At 28.1% G+C, this 26288-nt stretch carries 17 protein-coding genes and 1 tRNA gene; 14 read left to right on the top strand and 4 right to left on the bottom strand.

The genetic code is table 11. From position 1 onward, the window contains the following. The first annotated feature begins 124 nt into the window (after positions 1-124). From DRF75_RS00320 to DRF75_RS00345, 6 genes are all read left to right on the top strand, one after another. The gene (locus tag DRF75_RS00320; protein WP_052453681.1) at positions 125-1711 is read left to right on the top strand and encodes a proton-conducting transporter transmembrane domain-containing protein; all 1587 of its coding nucleotides are present in this window, start codon (positions 125-127) and stop codon (positions 1709-1711) included. Continuing rightward, a complete protein-coding gene (gene ffh, locus DRF75_RS00325; RefSeq protein WP_129992466.1) occupies positions 1696-3045 on the top strand; it encodes a signal recognition particle protein in 1350 nt (449 codons plus the stop codon). The genes DRF75_RS00320 and ffh overlap by 16 nt, the downstream gene beginning before the upstream one ends. Positions 3046-3528: 483 nt before the next feature. Further along, complete coding sequence (gene era / locus DRF75_RS00330; RefSeq protein WP_129992467.1) at positions 3529-4419, top strand: GTPase Era; 891 nt, start codon at positions 3529-3531, stop codon at positions 4417-4419. Next, positions 4409-5236, top strand: a complete 828-nt coding sequence (locus DRF75_RS00335; protein WP_045171277.1) for a 3'-5' exonuclease — start codon at positions 4409-4411, stop codon at positions 5234-5236. The genes era and DRF75_RS00335 overlap by 11 nt, the downstream gene beginning before the upstream one ends. Before the next feature lie 82 nt (positions 5237-5318). Then, positions 5319-5837 (top strand): retropepsin-like aspartic protease family protein, encoded by a 519-nt coding sequence (locus tag DRF75_RS00340; protein WP_045171276.1) that lies wholly within the window; start codon positions 5319-5321, stop codon positions 5835-5837. Between the two features lie 793 nt (positions 5838-6630). Then, positions 6631-8355 (top strand): aminopeptidase P family protein, encoded by a 1725-nt coding sequence (locus tag DRF75_RS00345; protein ID WP_129992468.1) that lies wholly within the window; start codon positions 6631-6633, stop codon positions 8353-8355. 666 nt (positions 8356-9021) lie between these two features. Here the strand turns inward: DRF75_RS00345 and DRF75_RS00350 are convergent. Then, positions 9022-9729, bottom strand: a complete 708-nt coding sequence (locus DRF75_RS00350) for a uroporphyrinogen-III synthase (protein ID WP_045171356.1) — start codon at positions 9727-9729, stop codon at positions 9022-9024. 237 nt (positions 9730-9966) lie between these two features. Between DRF75_RS00350 and DRF75_RS00355 the strand changes: the two genes are divergently transcribed. The 3 genes from DRF75_RS00355 to rpmB all read left to right on the top strand — a co-directional run bounded on the left by DRF75_RS00355 (position 9967) and on the right by rpmB (position 14466). After that, positions 9967-10941, top strand: coding sequence for a glutamine amidotransferase-related protein (locus DRF75_RS00355; protein ID WP_129992469.1), 975 nt, complete (start codon positions 9967-9969; stop codon positions 10939-10941). A gap of 543 nt (positions 10942-11484) precedes the next feature. Continuing rightward, positions 11485-13464 carry a replication restart helicase PriA gene (gene priA / locus DRF75_RS00360; RefSeq protein ID WP_129992470.1) on the top strand — a complete coding sequence of 660 codons (1980 nt, stop codon included), beginning with the start codon at positions 11485-11487 and terminating at the stop codon, positions 13462-13464. Between the two features lie 699 nt (positions 13465-14163). Then, complete coding sequence (rpmB, locus tag DRF75_RS00365) at positions 14164-14466, top strand: 50S ribosomal protein L28 (RefSeq protein WP_045171353.1); 303 nt, start codon at positions 14164-14166, stop codon at positions 14464-14466. A gap of 1197 nt (positions 14467-15663) precedes the next feature. Here rpmB and lysA read toward each other — a convergent pair. Beyond that, the gene (lysA, locus tag DRF75_RS00370; protein WP_129992471.1) at positions 15664-16929 is read right to left on the bottom strand and encodes a diaminopimelate decarboxylase; all 1266 of its coding nucleotides are present in this window, start codon (positions 16927-16929) and stop codon (positions 15664-15666) included. Positions 16930-17041: 112 nt separating this feature from the next. Next, positions 17042-18010 (bottom strand): RluA family pseudouridine synthase, encoded by a 969-nt coding sequence (locus tag DRF75_RS00375; RefSeq protein WP_045171351.1) that lies wholly within the window; start codon positions 18008-18010, stop codon positions 17042-17044. A gap of 156 nt (positions 18011-18166) precedes the next feature. Here DRF75_RS00375 and DRF75_RS00380 point away from each other — a divergent pair, with 156 nt between their 5' ends. From DRF75_RS00380 to DRF75_RS00395, 4 genes are all read left to right on the top strand, one after another. Further along, positions 18167-20131 (top strand): acetyl-CoA carboxylase biotin carboxylase subunit, encoded by a 1965-nt coding sequence (locus tag DRF75_RS00380; protein ID WP_045171350.1) that lies wholly within the window; start codon positions 18167-18169, stop codon positions 20129-20131. Between the two features lie 551 nt (positions 20132-20682). Then, on the top strand, positions 20683-22029 hold the full coding sequence (locus tag DRF75_RS00385) for a hypothetical protein (protein ID WP_129992472.1): 1347 nt from the start codon (positions 20683-20685) through the stop codon (positions 22027-22029). 240 nt (positions 22030-22269) lie between these two features. Continuing rightward, positions 22270-23196 (top strand): lipoyl synthase, encoded by a 927-nt coding sequence (gene lipA / locus DRF75_RS00390; RefSeq protein WP_082020018.1) that lies wholly within the window; start codon positions 22270-22272, stop codon positions 23194-23196. Positions 23197-23538: 342 nt separating this feature from the next. Further along, positions 23539-23611 (top strand) — tRNA-Arg (locus DRF75_RS00395). 394 nt (positions 23612-24005) lie between these two features. Here DRF75_RS00395 and DRF75_RS00400 read toward each other — a convergent pair. Continuing rightward, the gene (locus tag DRF75_RS00400) at positions 24006-25271 is read right to left on the bottom strand and encodes a PstA family ABC transporter permease (RefSeq protein WP_045171348.1); all 1266 of its coding nucleotides are present in this window, start codon (positions 25269-25271) and stop codon (positions 24006-24008) included. A gap of 227 nt (positions 25272-25498) precedes the next feature. Here DRF75_RS00400 and DRF75_RS00405 point away from each other — a divergent pair, with 227 nt between their 5' ends. Further along, positions 25499-26116, top strand: coding sequence for a superoxide dismutase (locus DRF75_RS00405; protein ID WP_045171347.1), 618 nt, complete (start codon positions 25499-25501; stop codon positions 26114-26116). Positions 26117-26288 lie beyond the last annotated feature (172 nt).

A 26288-nucleotide genomic window follows, 5' to 3' on the forward strand; every position in this document is an offset into this window, starting at 1 on the left:
AAATTAATGTTTTAATATAAAAATGTATTTTATCATTCTAATATTTAGTAGCATTTTTAATACTACTTAGTATTAATTATAATATAACTTGAAATAAATAATAAACTATATAACTTGAGTTATTATGACTAAATATTTTACTACTCGCTGTTCTAATATAGCATTGATAATTTCTTTTGTATTTGTTGTATTAGAGTTGTATTTATATGATGCAGGGATTGGTAAATATAACTATAGTCTAGTATTATTTTATGTGTTTTCTTTTGTTATTGCTCAAATTTTTTTATATATTTGGAATATAAAGAAGCATGAAACAATTCTATATCTTTTATATTATTTAAGTAGCATAGCCACAATTTCTTCAAAAAGCTTATTATCTTTAGTAATATCATTTGAATTTATGTCATTAAGTGCATTAATGATAATTGCTGCTGGCTCTATTGGAAGTAATAAAAAAGCAGTGATACATTACTCATGTGTTCACTTTTTAGCTGGAGTTTTATTACTTATTGGATCGTTTGGCGGAGTTTTAAGTGTAGTTCATCACAGCTATGATGATTACTGTAGATTGTGTTTTCTAATAGGGTTATTGATCAATTGTGCATGTTTTCCTTTATCTTCTTGGGTGACAGATAGTTATTCTTTAGCGTTGAATAATAATATTATAGTTTTATCTGTGTTTACTACTAAAGTTTCAGCATTTGTTTTGTTGTTCTTTTTTCAAGGGGAAAAGATATTGTTGTTTTTGGGCATAGCAACATCTATTTATGGAATTGTTTTTTCAGTGTTGGAAAATAATATTAAACGTTTACTTTGTTATAATCTAGTTGGACAAATGGGGTTAGTTATTACTGCTATAGGATTTTCTTATAGTGGTGATGTCGATGTGCATGGTGTAATTATTTTGCAGATAGTTTTGTCTATTGTTTATCAGACTTTGCTATTTATGGTTGCTATGTCTGTAATAAATAGTACTCAGAAATTTAATATTAATGAAATTGGTGGATTATTTAAAAAAATGCCAATGGAGGCAATATGTTCTGCAGTTGCTATATTTACTATGGGAGCTTTACCTGGTACTGGTGGTTTTGCTTCTAAATTGCTGATTACACATAATATAGATAATGTTGATCCTACAAATGTGTTGGTAAGCAAGTTATTTTTAGGATGTAGTATATTACTCTTCATTAGTGTTGGTATGAAATTTTTTTGGTATGTATTCGTATCTAAATCTAAAGAAAATACTGTTATTCAAAAAGTTTGTATAGCATCTAAGTTATCGATGTTGATATTAACGTTAGTTTGTATATTTTTTGGAATATTTGGTAGTTATTATGTATTTCATGATCTAGATTCTGACATTTTAGGCAGTGTTATATTACAATGTGAATTAATATTTGGAAGTATATTGTTTTTTATTGTTTTTCGTTCAGCTTTTAATGGAAGAGTGAACTTTAATATGGATATAGATTGGGTATATAGAGTATTATTCATGCGTATAATACACATTATAGGTGATTTTTTATTGTGCATTTTCAGTATTCTTGTTACGATGTTTAGCTATGTTTTGAGTAATAGAATGTTATTATGCTCTAAAAGCAGCAAGGAAATTTTAGATATTGCAGGCGTAAATCCTTTAGGGTTTATGATAGTTCTAAGTATGTTATTTGTTATTGTTATGGTCGTTGTGTACTTATGTTTGAATCTTTAACTAGTAGTTTTACTAATATAATCCAAAGGATGCAAAGTAAACATGTTATTTCTTCTGAAGATTTTGATTCAACAATGGAAGAAATAAAAATTGCTTTGCTTGAAGCTGATGTTGCTTTGTCTGTTGTTAAAGATTTTATAAGTAATGTTAAAGAAAAAATAGTTGGCGAGACTACTGTGAAAGGTGTATTGCCAACTCAAATGATAATAAAAAAGATACAAGATTGTTTAATTGAAATATTGGGATCTGAAAAACAGGATTTAAATATTTCTGCTAAACCTTTTTCTGTTATTATGATGGTGGGGCTTCAAGGTGTTGGTAAAACTACAACTGCAGCTAAATTAGCATTAAAACTTAAAAATAAGAAGAAGGAAGTAATAATGGCATCATTGGATTTATATCGTCCTGCAGCACAAAAGCAGTTAGAGATATTAGGGAAACAAATAGATGTGCAAACCTTGCCCATTATTGAAAATCAAGCTCCTATTGATATAGTAAAAAGGGCTATGGAAGCGGCTCAACATGGTAATCATAGTGTTCTAATTTTAGATACAGCTGGGAGGCTCCATGTTGACCAAATAATGATGGAAGAATTGAAGGCTATTAAAGATTTTTCGTGTCCTAGTGAAATAATTTTAGTTGCTGATTCTATGATAGGTCAAGATGCTGTAAATGTAGCTAAATCTTTTAATGATAGTGTAGGTATTACAGGTGTTATTTTAACACGTGTAGATGGCGATTCTAGAGGTGGTGCAGCATTATCTATGAAAATGTCAATTGGTAGTCCAATTAAATTTATTGCTACTGGAGAAAAATTAAGTGATTTGGATGATTTTTACCCAGATAGAATCGCTAAAAGGATACTAAATATGGGTGATGTTGTATCTTTAGTAGAGAAAGCTACAGAAGCTGTAGGTAAACATGCTATAGATGAAATGCAAAAGAAAGCTCAAAAAGGAAAATTTGATTTAAATGATTTAGTACAGCAGTTAAAAGCTTTGAATAAGTTAGGTGGCATTGCTAATATTTTAAAATTTATGCCTAATTTTGGATCTGATGTTAAGCGTCAAGTTTCTGGAATTGCAGATGATAGTAGAGTGAAACAGTATATAGCAATTGTTAATTCTATGACGAAAAATGAAAGAGCAAATCCTAAAATATTGAATGGTGCACGTAAAGCTAGGATTGCAAAAGGTGCTGGTGTACAGGTTAACACAATTAATATGCTGCTAAAGCAGTTTAATCAAATGAGTAGTTTAATGGATAAGTTTAGTAAAGTTGATTATAATAAACTAAAAAATGTAGATTTAATGAATCTATTTAAGGAAAAGTGATTTTTTTATAAAACATTTTGATTATTTTATAATATCTGTACTTTGTAAATTCTAGTTTTTGTGTGTTATAAGTTTTATATAAATTTGTCGCAGTAATACTGTTAGCAATGATTGTATATCATAGATAAATATAGCATCTGTAATACTAAGTAGTTTTACATTGTAAATAATAAAAACATTTTATTGCGATGTTAGGGTTGTTATTAAATTATAATATATTTTATAGATTATTTTAATTGCCGTGAGTATTTGTTAATTTTATTGTGATGATTGATTTTAGATAGTAGAAGGACTTGATTGCATAGTAAATGTTTTTAATATGTAGATTAGTTGATAAAGTTTGTTTACAGATTAATATTGTATTTCCTATGGATTTACACAGTAGTTTTACGTTGTCAAATGTATATGTATAGTTTTTTTATATCTTCTTGTAAATATAGGAAGATGCTGTATATTTGAATTACTTGGTATTAGCAAAAATGTATGGATCATATAGATAAAAAGTGTTCTATGAATGCTATCGTAGGAACAACTAATGCAGGAAAGTCAACTTTAATTAATATGTTAGTTGGGCAAAAGGTTGCAGCGGTGACACCAAAGGTGCAAACTACTAGAGTTAGAATGCATGCTGTATTAAATAATGAGAATGTGCAATTAATATTTATAGATACTCCTGGTATCTTTTCTCCAAAGACAAAGTTAGAGAGATTTATTGTAAAGCATGCTTGGATGTCTCTTAAAGGTATTGAAAATGTAATATTGTTACTTGATGTAAAAAACTACTTAAATAAGCATATTGAAAAAATTATCAGTAGAATAAAACAATCTAATATTAATGCTATTTTAGTAGTGAATAAAATTGATCTAGTCTCTCAGTCATTAGTTGACAAAGCAATAGAACATATGTATTCACTACATAGTTTCAGTAAAGCTTTTACTATATCAGCATTACATGATATTGGTTTAAATAGATTAATTAATTATCTATGTGAAATTTCACCTAATGGTCCTTGGTTATATCCTGAAGGTCAAATTAGTGATGCGCCTTTAAAGTTTTTTATTGCTGAAATTACACGTGAGAAATTATTTTTGTCTCTGCATCATGAATTGCCTTATTCTTTGTCTGTGGTAACTGAAGCTTTAGAAGAGAAAGGAGATGGTAGTTTGATTGTTAAGCAGGTAGTATATGTAACTAAGGATAACCATAAAACTATTGTTTTAGGCAAAAAAGGTGAAATGATAAAAAAAGTTAGTATAGAATCTAGATCTGAGCTTGAAAAAATACTTGATTTAAAGATACATCTTTTCTTATTTGTAAAAGTTAGAGAACTTTGGCAAGATCATTTAAATGAATGTGTAGGATATGTTGAATAGTTTATTAGTTTTTGATATAGAAACAGTTCCAGATGTGGATGTTTGTCGTAATCTTTTTAGTGATTTTGATGATACAGTTGAGTTGAACGAAAAAAGAGAAGCACTTACGAGTTATCATTTAGAAATTACTGATGGTAAGAATCCATTTTTAAGGCAACCTTTTCATAAGATAGTTGCAATTAGTTTTCTCAAAGCAGATATTAAGAGGATAGGGGAATATGAGTCTTTTCATTTACAAGAGATACGTTCTGGTGGGAAAATAGACTCTTCGGAAAAAGATTTACTAAAAGGATTTTTTCAATATGTTTCATCGTTAAGGCCAAGGTTTGTATCTTTTAATGGCCGTACTTTTGATTTTCCAGTACTAAAGTATAGAGCTATGGTACATGGTATACAAGCAGGGTCTCTATATAAAATTGGTGATAAATGGAATAATTATTTCCAACGCTATAGTGTTGATTGGCATTGTGACTTACTAGATTATCTTTCTGATTTTGGTACTTCTGCGAGAGTCAAAATGAATGAAGTGTGTTCAGTATTAAATTTTCCTGGTAAGTTTGGTATTGATGGCTCAAAAGTTGCTGAATTATATGATAGTGATGAAATATCTGCAATTAGAGATTACTGTGAAACAGATGTAATTAATACTTATTTAGTGTATTTGAGGGTAATGCATTATCAAGATAGGATTACGACATTAAGCTATAACGATAGTATAAATGATTTATTATCTTATTTGGATAGTAGTGGAAGAGAACATTTCAAACAATTTAAAGTTGAATGGAATAAAGCTTGTTGCGGAAATTTTTATCTTTAATGTATATTCCATATATCTAGTTAATTAATTTATATATTTGCTAATATATCATTGTAATATTGGTGAGTTTTTTGGATCCATTATGAGAAACGTAAAATATGTGTTGTTTTGGGTAGGTTTGATAGTATCGATGACGTTTTTTAGTGGTGCTAAAAATGATATTAGCAGTAAATACTTTGATAAATTTTTTCCTAATAATGTGATTCATAATAAAAAAGTCACTTATGTTGATGGCGGAGGAGTTGAGTTTCGCAGGGCAAAGGATGGACATTTTTATATAGAAGCTACTGTTCATGGAATACCAGTTAATTTTTTAGTTGATACTGGAGCTACTGATGTGGTTTTATCAGTAGAGGATGCAAAGAGATTGAAAAAGCATCTGAAGTATTTAAATAAGAAGAAAACTTATCATACTGCTAATGGTACAATAAAAGCTTTATATGTAGAAATATCTGAAATGCAAATAGGAGGTTTTGTTGTTAATAATGTAAAAGCTAGTGTGAATGTTTCTCCAATGCGTACGTCTCTTTTAGGAATGAGTTTTTTGCAGTATTTTAATTTTAATATGAGTGGTGATAAGCTAACGTTAAACTCTTATTAGTTAATGAATTTTAGATAATTGAATATACATTTCTGGTAACCATTAATACATATGTAAAAAATTTGCTTCAAATGATATTATAACTGTAATTTTCTACTACTTAATGACTTAAGATTGTAGCGTGATTTGCATAAAGGTTATGATGAATGTTTCTAATCTGTAGAGTATAATTAACATCACTTTGCTGTTATTGATCATGGTTTTGCTGAGAGATTATTATTCTTGAGCTAATTTGTATAATTACTTAGCTTTGTAGATGACACTATTGTGTAATGCTGTTTTTTAATAATAGGGAATAGTAGGATTGTAATTTTGTTACTTTAATAATTTGGAATAAAAATATGGTTTGTGTAAGTTTAATTTAGTACTTTTGTAGCTGTTATTTAATAGCGTTTGCTTGTAATGGTATATGGCGTTAATATTAGGAAAATAGGTTGTTCTGTAAGCTAATTTCTATAATTTTTTATTATAAGTTGAAAAAATCAATTATTGATGCAATTTTGTGTGAATTATATGGATATATAATCTGCTTTAGATATCTTTGTGATTATAAAAATATGATTACTGCATTTAGAAGTAGTATAGGTTTGTGTTGCAACTTTTTTGTTGAATATTCTTTATGGTAAAATGTTTGAGTGTACGTGTGGTTTATTATTGTAAATTATTGTGTAGTGTTATTATAAGAAATTTTTTATTGTAAAATTATTATATTTCAGTTGATCAGATATTAGAGACAGCTGTTATGTGTTGTATTATATAGTAATATACATGTTTTATATAAAATATAAAGTTTATGAAGAGTAGATTGAATAAATTAATTGATTTAATGAGTGAGTATGCAATTGATTTATTGTTATTGCATAATACAGATGAATATCAGTCTGAATATGTACCTGTTAATAAGCAGAGAATAAAATGGTTGTGTGGATTTTCTGGATCGAATGCTACTTTAATAATATCAAAGGAAGGTAAGCAACACTTTTTTACTGATGGTAGATACATATTACAAGCAACAATGGAATTAGATCTTGATGATTATCAAATACATAATGTTTCTGATTTAACACCTTGGCAATGGTGTGTAAGAAATCTTGCATCTAATGCTGTTATAGCGTATGAAGCTTCATTATTTACTTTAAGTCAGATAAAAAAATATGAGGATGGTAGCATTATTTTAAGGCCAATAGATCAAATTTTAATTGATAAGTTGTGGATTCGTGATTTTAATGTAGAGTGTAATATAGTAGAGCATCCTTTAAAATATTCTGGTGTTGAAAGTTATAAAAAATCTTGTGAAGCAATAAAATATTTGTCTGGTAAAGATGCTGCTTTGATTACAGATACTGATGTGGTTTCATGGTTATTAAATATACGTAATAACAAGTTTGTTTATAATCCATCGGTATTATCTAGAGCGATTTTGTATTCAAATGGAAGAGTTGATTTATTTGTTGATGATACATGTTCAGTAAATGTTAAATATGAGCATCTTAAAGTGTATTCTTTAAGTGATTTATTTAATGTTTTAGAGTCTATTGAGTCGATAGTGATAGATGCATCTACTATACCAATGGATATTTTTCAATGTTTGAATCAACAAGATATATTAATTAAGGATTCAGATCATTGTCTTTTAATGAAGTCTGAAAAAAATGATGTTGAAATACAAGGTGCAATCAATGCCCATATTAGAGATGGGGTTGCCGTAGTTAATTTATTGTATTGGTTAAATGTTCAATTAGGTAGTAGTAATGAAATTACAGAATTAGATGTTGAATCAAAGTTGTTGAATTTCAGGCAAGAACAAGATTTGTTTTGTGGTGAAAGTTTTGCTACAATTTCTGGTTTTGGAGAAAATGGTGCAATAGTACATTATAAAGCAAATGACAACACAAATAAGTTAATATGTAAAAATGGGTTATATTTATTAGATTCTGGAGGGCAGTATCTTGATGGTACTACAGATATTACACGTACTATTGTTGTAGGGGAGCCAACACCTGAACAGATTACTAATTTTACATTAGTCTTAAAAGGTCATATTGCTTTAGCAATGGCAGTGTTCCCTTTAGGAACCACAGGTGGAATGTTGGAGGTATTAGCAAGGCAATATTTATGGAAATCAGGTCTTGATTATCAACATGGTACAGGTCATGGAGTAGGAAGTTTTTTATCAGTTCATGAAGGTCCTTGTGCTATTTCCTACAGAAATAATATTATATTAAAGCCAAATATGATCTTATCAAATGAGCCAGGGTATTATAAAAATGGAGAATATGGGATAAGGATTGAAAATCTAATGTATATTGAAAAATATATGGATAATTTTTTAAGGTTTAAGCAACTAACATGTGTACCTATAGATTTAAAATTGATAGATATCAGTATGTTAAACAATGAAGAAATTGATTATATGGATCAGTATCATAGTTTTGTCTACAATACAATCGCACCATATTTAGATCAAAAAGTTAAATGTTGGTTACATAGTGCATGTAGAAGTTTAAAAGATAAGTAGTTTTTATATATTAAAAAGTATCTTTTAGTATACTTAAGTATTAATATTTAACATAAGCTAATAGATATATGATGTTCAATATCTATATTTTTCTATTACATTAGTGTATTAAATATAGAAGATTACATTGAATAATAGCTATTATGTTGTGGATGTAATATTATTCATGATGTTATGTGTAACTTTTGTGATAACTATGTTATATAATTAACTGGTTGATTATATACATTTTTATTATGGATTTGTCTTTATATAAGAATTATTTTATCAAGTTGAAAGAAAATACTTTAATTGATTTTTTCTAGTGTACATGTTTGTGTGTATAGTCTTCATTTTTAGTAGTAATATGTTGTATATTATATGAATATGTTAAATTAATTATGTCATATAATAGTTTGATTATATGTATTTTTTATGAATTTTAAAATATGTTTTATAATGTTAGGTTAGCGTATATATTTTATCAAATTGTAAGAAAAATACCTTTTGATTTTTTTCTATAGTGTATGTTTGTATGTATATTTCATTTAGTAGTAATATATTATATAGATATATTGAATTAATGGTGCCATATAGTCATTTGGTTTAATATGTACCTTTCGTAAATTTTAGCTGTTGTGTGAATTTTTGAAATGTATTTTATATATTGTGTAAGAGTATATTTTTTTAAATGTTTCTAATGTTCTCTGAAATTAATGATAGTAGTGATTCATTAGTAGGTTGGTCAGATATTTTTATCGTTTTCCAATGAACATTCTTTGCAGTGTTTGCAATTTTATTACTCATTGTGTAAGCTGTAATATTGCTTATTTTATCTTGTATATTGTATTTTTTTATTAATTCTATTAGTATTTCTGCAGTTCTTGAAGAGTAAAGTAGAACACCTGAGATTTTGTTTCCTAAAAAAGCATTATAGCAGCATTTGCTAAAATGTGTTCTATCTGTTGTACTGTATAATATAACTTCTTGAAAATTTTTGTAATGGTTAAAGGTTTTTTTGAGATTGTATGTTACTTCTTTCCCTCTTATGTATAAAATATTAAATTTACTGTAATTTTGCAGATAAGAGACAACATCATTGATATTTCCATTAAGTGACTTTACAGATGTAAATCCTAATTCTTGTGCGATGTTCATAGTATTATTACCAACTGTAATGATAGTGATATCTCGGTTTTTAGTGATTTTACTTAAAGCAATGATGCTATGCTGACTTGTACATATTATCAAATCAAAATCTTTTAGTATTATTTTAGTTGTTAAATATTTTATTGAAAACATTGGTTCGATATATACGTTGAATCCTAATTTATTAAGATATTCTTTGATTTTAATAGAATCTTTTTCTGGACGAGTAACTAATAAATATTTCATATAATAAATTACATTGTTGTTAAGAAAATATCTTAGTATATACAGATAATCAACTGAATATTTGAATTTAATCGTAGAATAAGTATAAATTTATGTATTTCTGATAATAACACTTAGCCATCTGTAATAACTAAATAATATGATTTTTATTGATTTTATATGCTAATAATGTCATAATATTTAATTCTAGTACATCAATAATTATTAATGTAATTATATAATTTTAGAGACAATTGTATGAAGTTCACATGTAGAATAAACTATACTATACTATTAACCTTGTTTTTTCTTACGTTCGTTACCCCTTATATTACTGTATTAGCAGAATGTGTAAAATATAATAAGAAAGATATTGTAGTTGGATTATTGTCTACTAAATTTGTCAGCTATCCTAATGAATATAACACTGCTTTGGAAATTACAAAGTTACTTGAAGGTTATGGTGTTCATGTGGTTTTGATGGACTACAATGTAATTATGCAGTTAGTGGAAGATGAAATAATCAGTATTAATAAAACTTATGAGAAGAGTTATGAGATATCAAGGTGTGATATTGTAAAAAATGTTGTTATGAGATTTATTAAAGAGAATAATGTTAGTAGAATACTAATACCTGGTAACCATTATAATATTAGTTCTCTACCAATTGCTCCATCTTTAAACAGGCAATTAATTACTAATGCTGTTGTTAGTATAATTCATAACGATAATTATTGTATACATCTTTTTGGTGTTTGTGGTGGTTTGCAAGGCATAATGTATGCAAATGGTGTTAGAATTACAAGGGTGGAGAACATAGTTAAGTCTCAAATTGCTGTAAAGTCGCATACTGTTTCAAGCCCTAATCCTAGAAATATAGATGCGAATTTACATCAAATCAAGATTTTGCCTAATAATAGGTTATCAAATATTGCTTCTAGCTTAAATTTGTTAACTAAAAATCAAGTGATATATTTTCCAGATTCACATTCAGAGGCAATTGATACTGATATAGAAAATATAAAGAAAATATATAATTTAGGATATAAGATTATTGCTATGTCAGAAGATGGTATTATAGAGGGAATTGAAGATAGTTATGGTAATATGTATTTTCAATTTCATCCAGAGTATCTTATGATTAATTCTGAAAAGAAAAGAGGAGACAGCAATAGAGAAGCATCAATTGCACTTGCGGATGCAATAATTAAAGACTTTCTTTTCCGTGATTAAGTAAGTGTATGAAATGTGTATGATATGTATATTTTCAATAGTAATTTACTTGTTACAGCTTTAGTAAGTTAATACTTATTATATAAGAATGAAGAATATTTTTTTGTGGTTGTTAGTATAAAGTACTTTTGAAGGTATATTCTGTTTGAGTTTATAATAGTATTGGATTTAGTGAGCGTTGACTATACTATTGGATAAGTGTAGAGTTTAGAGTATAGGATATTGAATTTATTTATATAGTACAAGCTTACACACTAATTTGCTAGTAGTAGGTAAGTTTATAAATTTATTAGTAAAGTGTTGAACTTTTATTAATAGTTCTATTATTTGAAAATTTAGCATGATAGTCAAGTGTTGTTTATAGTGCATAGTACTATGATATTTTATACTTTTATTGATGTGGTATTTAAATGAAGTTTTAAAATTTGCTATTATTAGTTAGTTTGTATGTTTGTAATGGGTATAAAATTAAACTTTATAGGTGATATGTAAGTTGTGTTTCTTTTGTTATAATGAAATAGCTTTGTTGTTTAAATGTTTAGCATGATAGCTGAAGTGTTACTTCCAGTACCGATTAATAAAACATTTTATTACAGTGTTCCGGAAAATGAGTCATTGCTTATTGGTGAGTATGTTCTTGTACCTTTTGGTCTGAGAACATTAGTTGGTGTTGTATTAAAATTGAGTAATTCAATGCCTTTGGATTGTGGTATAGAAAGGTTAAGATTAAAAATTATAATTTCTAAGAGTTCTTTGCCAAGGATTAATCCTACATTGCTTAATTTTATTAAATGGGTGAGTGAATATAATGTTGTTCCAGCAGGTTTAGTGTTAAAAATGGTATTCAGTAATGTAGTCAGTGCTAAGTCTTTTAATAAGCTAGAGTTTTCTGTAAAGAAAAGTGACAAATGTAATGATGTAGCAATTAGTTTATCGGATGAGCAGAGAGTTGCATATGATGATATTATTAATAAGATGTCAGGTTATTCTGTTGTAGTATTAGATGGTGAAACTGGTTCTGGGAAGACGGAAGTTTATTGTGAGGTTATACGCGAATTGATTAAAAAAGACAATACAGCTCAGACATTAATTTTACTGCCAGAAATAGTATTAACATTGCAATTGATAAAACGTATAAAGAATTATTTTGATAGTTATTATCCAGTAGAATGGCATTCAAATTTAACATTAAAAAATCGTAGAGAATATTGGTTATCTGTAGCATATGGACAATCTTTAATTGTAATAGGTGCAAGATCTGCTTTATTTTTGCCATACAATAATCTTAAGGTAATAATTGTAGATGAGGAGCATGATTCATCATTTAAGCAAGAGTCTGGTGTGCTTTATAATGCACGTGATATGTCTATTGTATTAGCAAAAAGCTTAAACATACCAGTAATTTTATCTTCAGCAACACCTTCTTTAGAGACAATCAATAATGTTCTTAGATCTCAATATTATCATGTGAAACTAACGAAAAGGTTTGGGAATGCTAAACTTCCGTCAGTAAAAATTGTTGATTTGTGTAAAAGTAAGATGGTAAACACTTGGTTATCATACGAACTGTATAATAATATTTTGAAAGTTTTAAAAAGGCAAGATCAGGTTATGCTTTTTTTAAACAGTCGTGGTTATGCAAAATTAAGGTTATGCAAAGCTTGTGGTTTTAAAATACAGTGCAAAAACTGTTCTACTTGGTTAATAGAGCATAAGAGAAAGAATGTGTTACTATGTCATTATTGTGGATATTCTTGTGCAATGCAAAATCAATGCACTTATTGTTTGAGTGAATCTTCGCTTATATCATATGGGGTAGGTGTGGAAAAAGTAGCAGAAGAGATAGTTGCACTAATACCAGATGCTAAAATTGCAGTAATTAGCAGTGATGTTAGTAATAAAGATGTAGGTGTTATGTTTGACCTCATTATGCGTAATGAAGTTAATGTTATTATTGGAACTCAGGTGATAGCTAAAGGTCATAATTTTCCCAGATTAACCTTTGTTGGTGTAGTAGATGCTGATCTGGGTTTGAATAATAGTGATTTACGTGCTACTGAGAGGACATATCAGCTATTACATCAAGTATCAGGGCGTTCTGGTAGATTTGTAGATAATGGTGAGGTAATGTTGCAGACTTATGATGTCAATAGTGCACTGGTAAAATCATTATCATCTTATAATCGTGAACTATTTTATAATTTAGAACTAGAATCTAGATTGTTAACTAAAATGCCACCATATACAAGGTTAATAGGCATAATAGTTAGTGGTGAAAATGAAACTAATGTTATAAATATATCAAAACAAATAGTAAAAAGTCTTATGAATACATTGACTGTCTTAGGTCCAGCTCCTGCACCTATAAGTTTTTTAAATAGGCGGTATAGATATAGGATTTTAATTAAGGTACAGAATAATATTCTGGTACAAAAGTTACTTGCTAAATATAAGGAGTATTACTCGAAGGTAAATAATAAGGTAAAGATTACAATAGATGTTGATCCAGTAAATTTTATGTAGTTTTTGTATATCATCAGAGTATTTCTGAGTTTTTAGCATTTGCGGTTGTTCAAATTCTAAATTTTATTATGTATTAGCGGATAATATATCTATTTATGTTACAATTTTATGATTTGATTATCATTTCAATTTTGTAATGTATACTATAACTCAATAAATGAAATGCATTCTAATCTGTTGTGTTGCTAATCATTGTTTTGAACTGTTCTCTCGCATCAAGTGCATCACTTAAATTGTCTTTATTGATGGATTTACACTTTCATCTAATAACCTATTGTCACCATTGCCATGTAACATTTCTTTAGCAACATGTGGTTTTTCTTTAGCAAAGGGATTCCTATCATCATCTTCTTCATCTGCATTAGAAAGATAAGGACTTGCTTTATATTACTGAGGTACCAATGTATGTGCTTTCAAACTATCTAAAAGCAACTTCACGATCTTTCAAGTATATTATGAATTAATCCATCTCCTCTACTACCTAACACATTTCCAATAACATAACTACCTAAATATTTCATGCATTAATAGAGAAATTACTAAGTGAGCTCCTATGAAAACACTAGCATGATTTAATGTCTTATTGTTCTTGTAGTAATTAGTTACTGTGGAGCTCAATAATCTTAAGAATTTGTATTTGACTAATGTTACTGTGTTGTTATAATAAATGCCTATTAGTTAAGAGTTTAGGTTTGTAAAATGAGTAGGGTTTGTGATATTACAGGTCAGGGAAAGTCTTTTGGAAATAAAGTATCACACTCTAATCGTAAGACTAAAAGAAGCTACTTAGTCAACTTACATAATGTTACTTTATTAAGTGATATTTTGAATAGGAAATTTAAATTTAAGGTATCCAGTCGTACTTTAAGAACAATAGATTATAAGGGTGGTTTTGATTTATACTTACTTAATACATCATCTAGAAAGTTGACTGATAAAGCTCAAAAGATTAAAAGGCTTGTGAAAAATGCTGTAGCAAAAGGTGTAAAAGTGTCCTTATAATTTTTAAGTGAAGTTTCTATATTTCTGTAGTGGTTTCTGTTCATAATTTGTTGTAGCTTTTGCTATAATAGCTAACTTAGTATTTGTTCAATATGTTTTAGTATGGGTGTATTGTTTTTTACTAATAGTTTTTGATCGTATTCTATGATGTACTGATAAAAGTACTTTGTAGTTTTGTTTGTGGTAAATGTAAATTACTACATAGGTTATTTTGATTGTGGTACACTTTTTATTCAGATTGTGGATGTATATACAATGGTTAAACGAATAAACTGCTTATGTAGTGTATTATGTATTTTGTTAGTATCAAAAAAGTATTTTTACCATTTGGATGAAATGTTTGCTGTGTTCATGTAGTAAATAGTGTTTATATAGTTTTGTTGTTGTATTTGTATAGATAAAGTTTATTACAAATTTTTTATATGATCCTATGATATATAATTGTCATTGAAAAATACTTGTTCATGTAATTGTTAGTGATAATTGATAATGATATCTTTAATATACAGTATTAAAGAAGTGTTGTCTTATGAGTTTTTTAGTAATATTGTACAATTTATTAGTGATTACTATAAGTACTTTGTGTATATTATTTAGTGTAAAAATAGTTTATCTGTACATCTAATATGTTGTTAATAGTTTAGATATATTACTCATACATATATGAAATTAGCTATTTCAAAAGCACAAAAAGGGTTATTAGAAGTACAATTAGGAAGAATTATAATCATTAGTATCTTACACTCAGATATGCAAACCTACTATGTAGTCAGTAATATAAGATAAACAAGTTGTCTATACACATATTAAATCAAATTTATATATAATGTAGCTAATGTAAATTATAGTAAGGCGTTGAAATTTGCCTTTCTTGGTGTAAGTTTTTTTATTATATGATGTATATTGGTAATATTGTTTGATGTAAAAAATGTAAGTTAGTTTAATTCATATGTTTAATAGGTTATTGATAATCTTGATATTTTTATATAATTATGTGTAATGTGACTAAGATAAATTTATTATTGTTATAATTTACTTTTCTGACGCAAGTTCTTTGCTGCGTTATAGATGTTGATATCATATTAGTGTACTTTTGTGTATATCATGTAAATATAAGTTTACTACTTATAAACTTTACTTGTTTTTGATTATGCTGATGTATTAAATAAGTATATTGTTACACAAAAACATGTCTGATTATTTGTTGAAATCTAGTATAACTTCATCTTTTAACATGTCTTCATAAGTTTGACGGTGACGTATAATATTATAATTACTGTTATTAACCATTACCTCAGGTACTAATGGTCTAGAATTGTAGTTGCTTGACATTGAGGAACCATATGCTCCAGTTGTACATATCGCTACTATTTCTCCATTTTGTAAGTTATTGATATGATAATTGTATGCAAAAGTATCGTCAGATTCACATATAGGCCCTACTATGTCATATAATTGCAATGGTGTAGATGTTGAAATTGCTGATATTATTGTATGCTCTGCGTTGTATAATGCTGGACGTATTAAATCATTCATACCAGCATCTAATATGATATGACTTTTTTCTTGGTTGTGTTTATGATATAGTACTTTAGTAAGTAATACTCCTGTATTGCCTACTAATGCTCTACCAGGTTCGCATATGATTTGATAATTCTCATTTTCAAAATTTTGCTTTAGCAAATTTGCATATTCTGGGATTGTAGGAAAAGTATCAGCACTTTTATATGGTATGCCAAGTCCACCACCAAGATCAACCCTGATAATTTGTATGTTGTGTTGCTCAAAAGTTTTTACTATTTTTTTGATTTTATTAATTGTGTTTTGGAAGATGTTTAAATTTGATATTTGTGACCCTATATGTACAGATATTCCTATAATCCTAGTGCCTATGAAATTATTATTAAGGATTTGATCAAGTAATTCTTCTGGTATTCCAAATTTATTGACTTTTAATCCAGTTGTAATTTTATCGTTTGTGTCTGCACTAATATTTGGATTGATTCTAATAGATACTGGTGCCATTATATTTTTTTTACATGCAATTGTGTTTATAAGAGATAGCTCTTCAATGGATTCTACATTAAATTGTAATATTCTATTATCTAGTGCAAAACTTATTTCTTGCTCAGTTTTTCCTACACCGGAAAATACTATTTTGTTTGGCGAAATACCAGCTGCAATAGCACGACGTATTTCCCCTTCAGATACAACATCTGCTCCTGCTCCAAGTGAATTTAATAAACTTAAAATAGATAAGTTAGAATTTGATTTTACTGCGTAACATATGATTGAGTTATTAGGTAGATTTTCTTGAAATTGCTTGTAGTTATTTTTTATAGCATTTAAAGAGTAACAGTAAACAGGGGTTCCAATATCTTTTGTGATATCTAATACATTTACATTTTCTATATTCAGTATGTTATTTTTATAATGAAAAAATGGATTAGCAAGAAAAATCATAAAGTACCCCAAGTTTTATCTCATTATATGATGTACACAACTATCTATATCATAAATATATAATAATCAATAATTATCATCTGTTAATGTCAGTAAAAGTTTAAGTGAGTTATTAACTTAGTTGTTCTAATTCTTTGATTAGTGTCTGCATATCGTGAGGAATGTCAGCGCGAAACTCTATATGAGTATTTTTTGTAGGGTGAATAAATCCTAATTTATATGCGTGCAGTGCTTGTCGTTTTAATGTGTTGATAATAGTATTTTGTTTAGCATATTTTGTAACTTTACTGTTGTTTTTTCCGTATTTTTGATCTCCTATTATAGAATTTCCTATATGGCTCATATGTACACGTATCTGATGTGTTCTTCCTGTATGTATTCTACATTTTATTAAACTTGCTATATTACTGAAGTTCTTTTTAGTTTGATATTCAGTAATAGCTAATTTTCCTTTATGTGATAGCTGTGTAACAGCCATCATTTGTTTATTATTTGGTTTAACACAGATATAGTTTTGTATAGTATTATTTTTAGGATTAGGTGATCCCCATACTACTGCTAAATATTCTTTTTTTATTTGTTTTTTTAATAATAGTTCTGATAGAAAATAATATGATTTTTCATTTTTTGCAATTACCATTAACCCACTAGTGTCCTTATCTAATCTGTGAATTATTCCTGGTCGTGTTGCTTTTCCTACAGTACTTAAAGCATTACCATAATGTGCAACTAGTGCATTAACTAATGTGTTATTGTTTGTTCCTGCTCCTGGATGTACAGTTATTCCAGGAGCTTTATTGATAATGATAATATCATGATCTTCATATAGAACTGAAATTGGTATTGAGTGATTTGGAATAATTGTGTTACTAATTTCTTTTATTGGTATATTTATTCTATAAATATCATTTACTTTTGTTGTGTGATTATTGTCTTTTATTATGTTGTTAAACAAGGAAACTTTACTATCTTTTATTAGTTGTTGTACCTGATTACGAGGTATATTTAATTTGTTTGCTATGAGCTTGTCTAATCTATTATTTTCTTCTTCAATTTTAATAAAAATTTTTTTTTCTAACATTTTTATTTATAATTTATCCTTAGTAATATATTTTAATCACTAATTATAATCAAAGTAGTGAAATATTGCTTGTAGTATGGTTGTATATAGGTAAAATCTTGAACTATCTTTATATATAAATAAAGAGTTACCTTCTAATTGAGAGTATTTAAGATAATGATAAAGAAAATATTGATAGCGAATAGAGGTGAAATTGCGTGCAGAGTGATGAAAACTGCTCATAAAATGGGAATATCTTGTGTTTCTATATATTCAAGTGCAGATGTATATTCATTACACGTTTTGTCTGCTGAAGAAGCAGTGAATGTTGGTACTGCTCCAGTAAATCAAAGTTATTTAAATATGGAGCGAATTTGTGAGGTAGCACATAATGCAGGTGTAGATGCTGTGCACCCTGGGTATGGGTTTTTGTCTGAAAATGCTGAATTTCCTGAAAAGCTTCAAGAATATAATATTCAGTTTATTGGTCCAAGTTCTTCTTCAATAAGAATGATGGCTGACAAAATTACTTCTAAAAAGATAGCTGAATCTGCACGAGTAAACATTATTCCGGGATATATGGGGATAGTTGATTCTGTTGATGAAGCGAAAAGTATAGCTAGGTCTATAGGGTTTCCTGTCATGATTAAAGCTACTGCTGGTGGTGGTGGTAAGGGGATGAGAATTGTGAAATCATGTGAGGAAATGGATCAAGCTTTTACTTCCGCGACGAATGAAGCTGCAAAAAATTTTAAGGATGGAAGGATTTTTATTGAAAAATATATTGAATTACCTAGACACATTGAAATCCAAATCATAGCTGATAAATATGGTAATATTGTTTGTTTAGGTGAAAGAGAATGTTCTATACAACGACATAATCAAAAAGTTATAGAAGAAACTCCCAGTCCGTTTCTTGATGAAGAAACAAGACAAAAGATGTATAAGCAGTGTGTAAGTTTGGCAAAAAAAGTAGGATATTATTCTGCTGGTACTATAGAATTTATAGTTGATCAAAATAGGCAATTTTATTTTTTGGAAATGAATACTAGATTACAAGTTGAACATCCTGTAACAGAGCTTGTTACTGGTATTGATATTGTAGAAGAAATGATTAGAATTGCTGATGGTGAAAAATTAAGATTTACTCAACAAGATGTGAAATTTGTTGGTTCAGCAATAGAGTCTAGAATTTATGCGGAAGATCCTATGAAGAATTTTTTGCCTTCTAGTGGGAGAATTGTTTATTATTCTGCACCTATGCCTAATGATAATTTAAGGATTGATAGTGGAGTTTTTGAAGGTGCGGAAGTTAGTATGTTCTACGATCCTATGATTGCTAAAGTTTGTACTTATGGTAAAAATAGAGATGAAGCAGTAAGCTTTATGCAAAAATATTTAAATGAATTTTATATAGGAGGTATTGCTAATAATATAGATTTTTTGTTATCTGTATTTCATCATCCTGTATTTATATCTGGAAATATTAATACAAGATTTGTTGAACAGTTTTATTCTGGTGGTTTTGAATATGATTCTTTGACAGAAGAATGCATAGAACTTTTTGTATTAACTTCATTATGTATATTTTTTCAAAGTGAATGCTATAACTTAGATCATTCATCTAATAATAGGGAGTTATCTGTTTATGTTAATGATCAGGAGCATTTGGTTAATGCTAAGTATGAAAATGATAAAGTTTTAGCAATTTATAAACAAAATGGGTATTTGATTTCTGGTACATGGAATACAAATTTTAAAATATTTAAGATACAAATCAATGAAGAATTGTTTCATGTAAAAGTTGATAGTAGATTAAATAAATATAAGTTGAGGTATTCTACCATGAGTGCATTGTGCGTAGTATATAGGCCTTGTGTATCTAGTTTACTCCCTATAATGCCTCAAGTCAGTGTAGAAGAATTATGTTGTAATAATGTTTGCTCTCCTATTTCTGGCATGATAGTTAAAATTTATGTTAAGGAAGGAGAAGAAGTTCAACCAGGGCAATCTTTATTAGTAATTGAAGCTATGAAAATGGAAAATGTAATATATTCAGATGTAAAATCAGTTGTTAAATCTGTGTTTTTTTCAGAAGGAAGTAGCGTAACTGTTGGTGACGTTATTATAGAATTTGGTTAATGATTTATTTAATAATTGTATAAAATCTACTTGTGTGTATTAAGTAATATGTGTTTGAAGTGTAAGTCATTATTATTTACAAAGTATAGTTATAGAATATGTTTTTTTTCAAAGTTATTTGTATTTTGATGATTTCATTGTTTGTGATTTTCTAGTGTATTTCTGTCGTTTAAATAATTTATATAAAAGTATTGATTCTATATTTTTAAAGTGATGTATAAGTGATCTATAGACTAGTCAAGATATTGTATACTGTTTATTTTACTTAGTGTCCAAAGATTGTTAAAAAGTTAGCTGTATTGGTTCTTATAAATAGTTGTTTATAGGTGTGTTTATAACAGGTTGTTAATTGTTTTAGAAAGAAAATAATGTATAATATTGAATCTGTATTTATTCAAATATTGATTTGGTATGTGTTGGATTTAAAATTAAATTAAAAGTAGTATTATAGTGTTTTTTGTAGAACAGGCCATATGTTGAAACTAGATAAAAGTTTTGAATGTGTTAGCTATTAATTTGTGTTGTATTGTTCTTGAAGATATGAGTGTTTTATGGCAGGAAATAAGAAAGTAAAATCTAGTAATTTGAGTGGTCTGGAGAAGTGTAGTGAAGAAAATAGTGAGAGAGTTAATAATGTGTTCCATGATATGGAAGTGTTGGAACTTAATGATAATGAAGATGAAGATTTTAGAGCTCTTGCTAGAATTAAGCTAGAAGATTTAGAAGTTCAAGAATCTCTTTTAGAACTTGAAGTAGAATTTAATAAGTTTATTATAGAGCACACTGGGGAATATGGCATTGTAGAAGATCAAGAATGTGATGATCATGTAGTTGCGCTTGAAGACGAAGATTTTGAGGTAGAAGAGTCTTTATTACAGAAGATATTAGATTTCTTTAGTCAACTGTATCAAGAAGCTGAAGATTATGTAGATCTTGATTTTGATTATGAACTTGATCCTTTAAAACGTAGAAAGAGGAAAAAAAGATTTATCTTAGAAGCCATTATAGAGTTTTTGAAAAGATTCTTACGTAGTGGTAAATCTCTTAACTTAAAAGAATTATTAGATTTGCAAATTTTAGAGTTGCAAGAAAAATTAGCAAAAGAAGAAGATCCTGAACTAAGAAGGTTATTACAAGAAAGATTAATACTACTTACAGAATTAAGAGCTCAGATGATGCAATCTGGCATTGGTACTAACTTACTGCGCTTTTTTTTACTTGCAAGTTTTATAAGTTCTCTTCTTGGCTTACAACGGGATGCTTATGTCACTAGGGAGAGTGCTAGACCGCATGATGCACTTGGATTGTCTTTACAAAAGCAAGAAGAGAAAACTCTAGATGAAAGAAGTGTTTCTACTGATGTTCATCAAGGTAGTATTGTTGTTACTTTTTCAAGTTTTATTGCCTCTGGTTATGTACAAGATGTCTTCCTAGGAAAAGTGAATAGCGTATCTTATAAATTGCATGATCAATATTTTATGCCCTTGCATGATATTTCACCTAATGTTGGTGCACAACATGGCATGCAAGGAATTTTGTTAACTGTCATTACAATAATGAATGCAATAAATGCTGCATTAAAGAATATAGCAGATTTTTTTAAAAAAGCTATTGATAAGTTAGGTGCAGTTGAGCATTCTACTGCACCTACTAATGATCGTGCTGCACGTAGTGTTAAACAATCTTCTGATGCTAATACTGTGAGATGTTCTTATAAGGATATGAGTTTTGTTCAGAGTAATAATTCACATTATGAACATTATGATAGTGGTGTTTGGTCTTCTTTAAATTATCATAGTGAGTTAAGAGTTTCATGTGCTGGTATTTATAATAGTAGTTATCTAGAAGATATACGAATAATGCAGTACCAGGTACAAAATAATGCATTATCTCGATAGTCGTTAATTAAGTTGAAAATCACGTATTACAAAGTATTTGTTTATAGTTTAATGTTGAGTTACTAATAATCTGTAATGTTTTTAATTTAATATACTTTGTCTATATTTATGTGATTGTTTATTGTGTAAAAGTTTTATGTATTGACAAGTGATTATATAAATTTGATATGAGATTAAATGTTGAAATATTTTTAGATGGGACACTTTCTTGACATCAGTATTAATGTTAGTTATGCTCAAATGATAACAGTTTCTGAATTTTGTCATATGAGAAGTAAGCCTGATTGGTTAAAAGTAAAAATGCCTACAGGTGATGCTTTTTATCAGATGCGTAATTTAATGAAGTTGTATAAGCTAAATACTGTGTGTGAGGAAGCTGCTTGTCCAAATGTTGGTGAATGTTGGAATAAAAAACATGCAACAGTAATGATTTTAGGGTCTACCTGTACTAGAGCATGTGCCTTTTGTAATGTTGCTACTGGCATTCCAGATAAGTTGGATCCTCATGAACCTCAAAATTTAGCTAAAGCTGTCAGTGCACTTAAACTTCATCATGTTGTTATTACATCTGTTGATAGAGATGATTTGCCAGATGGTGGTGCAGGACATTTTGTAGGGTGTATAGAAGAAATACGAAAAAGAGATGATAGCATTACTATTGAAGTATTAACTCCGGATTTTTTAAATAAGCATGGTGCAATTGATAAGATTGCTGCAATAGCTCCTGATGTTTATAATCATAATATAGAAACTGTACCAAGGTTATATGCGAAGATTAGGCCAAAGGCACGTTATTTTCATTCTCTATACTTACTTAAAACAATAAAAGATAAGAATCCTAAAATATTTACTAAATCTGGAATAATGGTAGGGTTAGGTGAAACAAAAGAAGAAATATATCAAGTGATGGATGATTTAAGATCAGCAGATGTTGATTTTATAACAATTGGTCAATATTTGCAGCCTACTCCTAAACATGCTACAGTTGACAGATATGTAACTCCTGAGGAATTTGATCATTACAAATATGTTGCATATTCTAAAGGGTTTTTAATGGTTGCTTCAGGTCCTTTAGTTAGGTCTTCATATCATGCTGAAGAGGATTTTCAGAAATTAAAACGAAATCGTACTGCTATGTTAATGCATGCTGAAGGTAATTCGAATTAAATATATAAATATAGATTTATAGCTTGTTTTTCTTATTTTAAATCTCGTGAAAAATTTTTTAGTCTGATCTGAAATATTAATAATGAGGTACTTCATCCTTAATGAGAATTAGTTAATAACAGTATTTGTTGGAATCTTAAGTAAAAAATTAATATAAAGTAGTTTTTTTGGTCACTAATTAGGTAAAAAAAGAGTAAAAAATTATGTTCGCATTTGTAAAGTATTGTATAAAGTACCTTAATATTATAAGGATTTATTTATTTTAATATATATAGTCATTAGGATGTTGTTTTATTTAAACTCTTGTAAGATTTACTAATGCGTCTTATAAGTTATTTTATTGCACTTATAGCTTAGTGGATAGAGCGTTACCCTCCGGAGGTAAAGGTCGCAGGTTCAAATCCTGCTAAGTGCACTGATTTTATCTTATGAAGTGTTGTTGTGGTCTTTTATATAAATAATGATTTTATTAATACTATTCTATAATTAATAGATATTTTCAATCTATTAAATTAAAATATTTTAACAAATACTGTAAGGAGAGTATTATAGTACATTTAGTTATACATGTATACATTTTTAGCAGGTTGAAGTGTATAATACCAAATAGATAACTTAGTTAATATTACATTAAATAATCAGTAGAGATGGCTTATTTATTAATATTGTTGTATTTGTATTGTATCAATATATGAGTTTAAATAGCATTATAAAAATATTGAATTGTAAAATTGCATGTGATTATAGTTGTTTATTTTTTGTATGGTTACTGGATTTATGGGTGACAACTATGTTGATGTGTGGAAATATTAAAAAATAAAGTGATCGAATTTTTTTCTTATGAAAGTTACTGTAAGATTTAAAATTAATAGCATTAAAAGTAACGCAACTATTGCAATTGCAGCTAATTGAATAAATTCTATATGTGGATTACTTGCCCACATATATATTTGTACTGGTAATACAGTTGTTGGGTCGAGAAAATTTTTTGGGATGTCAACTATAAATGCTACCATTCCAATCATTATTAATGGTGAAGATTCTCCTAAGATTCTTGCAATACTTAGAATAGCGCCTTGCATGATACCAGGTAATGCAATTGGAAATGAGTGATGTAGGATTACTTGCATATTTGATGCACCAAGTGAGAACGCTGCATCTTTTACAGATGATGGTACTGCTGTGAATGCTTGTTTTGTTGCTATGACCAGATTTGGTAGCATCATTAAAGATAATGTCATTCCTCCTATGAGTGCTGATGACCGTGGTATATTGAAAATTTTGATGTATATTGCTAATCCTAAAATGCCGAATATTATCGATGGTACGGATGCAAGATTTGTTATGCTAATTTCAATAATAGAGGATATCTTATTTCTTGGTATCAACTCACTTAAGCATATACCTGATGTAATACCTATTGGTAATGCAAATGCTAAGCATATAATTATTGTAAACATAGATCCTATTAATGATCCAATAATACCAGTATTTTCAGGAGATATTGAATTATATTTTTTGAATAGTGTATCATTGAATGATTTTTTTATTTTGTGTGCATTTTGTAATTTTGTAATGATTTTCTTGTATATTATATTATCTATATTTTGTTTTTGTATGATTTTATTAAATGTCGTGGAAGATTTAAACCACATATTAAATTTGTTTACTTTTGGATTTTTAAGTACAAAATCTGCTAACTTGTGATGTGCAGTATCGTTTATTATACTGTAAATGATTTTTTTGTTATCAGGATTTGAAGTATCTATAACATCTGAGAATAGTTCTTCTAAGGATTGATGTATGTAGTTTATTAAGTTACTTCTCAATACTAGTTTGTCTTGTTGTTCTATATTGTCGTTAATCCTTATTGATAATAAAATGGTGGTTGTTGTAAGTGCATTATACCCATTGTTGACTATGCTGCCTAAAATTATAAAGAGTATACCTAATGAGCTAACAAGTGCAGACATTGATAATATTGATAAAATGCGGTCTTTCCTATTTTTTAGTGATATCCGAGAGGCGATGTGACGATACTTTAGTAATTTGCCTAATTTTTTTCTTATATACATGTTATTATAAATGTTAACCTTTACTATTAATAGCTTTTAATTCTATCTGTGATTCTTCCTTATTAAAAGTATTTTTATATAAAATGAAAATATATTAATTTAGCATAAGCTTGAATTTTAGTGTACTCAGATAAATATAATATATATATGTATTGTACATTTTAACATTATTTAGACTGATTTAATGTTAAGGTTATTTATAGTTATATTTATTTAATAGAGGTTATATGTTTACTTTACCTGAACTTCCATATCAACAAAGTGATTTACTACCATATTTAAGTGCCGAGATATTAGGATATCATTATAATAAACATCATCAAGGTTATGTTAATGCTTTAAATAGTCTTGTTGTAGGTACAGATTTTAGTGAGTGTACCAATGAGGATTTACCTAAAATTATTGAGGCAACATCTGGTAACTTAGGATCAAGATCAATATTTAATAATGCTGGTCAAGTGTGGAATCATAATTTCTATTGGGAGTCCATGAAGAAAAATGGTGGAGGAACTCCTACAGGAAAATTATTAGATAAGATAAATGAAGATTTTGGAAGCATGGATGATTTTAATAATGCTTTTATTAATGCTGGCAAAAACCATTTTGGTAGTGGATGGGTATGGTTAGTTTTTGATATGAATGAACAAAAGCTCAAGATTTTATGTACTTCTAATGGTGACACTCCTATTACTCAGTATCCTGAAACACGTCCTTTATTAACTATGGATGTGTGGGAACATGCTTATTACTTAGATTACTTTAATGTACGTCAAAATTATATAGAAACTTTTCTAAAACATTTGGTTAATTGGGATTTTGCAGCTCAGAGATTTTTAGAAGTTTAGTTTATTTGTAAAAGTAATAAATTTAAGTTACCTGTAAAGTTTTAATTTTGTAAAATTTTAATCTACTTTAAGCATTATTTTATTGATTATTTAAATTATAAATATTAATTTATTTAGTGCTGATTAATTGTATTCTTTGATTTTGAAATTTTCAAAATCAAAGGAACATTTT

It is taken from the genome of Ehrlichia minasensis (genome assembly GCF_004181775.1).
GTDB lineage: Bacteria > Pseudomonadota > Alphaproteobacteria > Rickettsiales > Anaplasmataceae > Ehrlichia > Ehrlichia minasensis.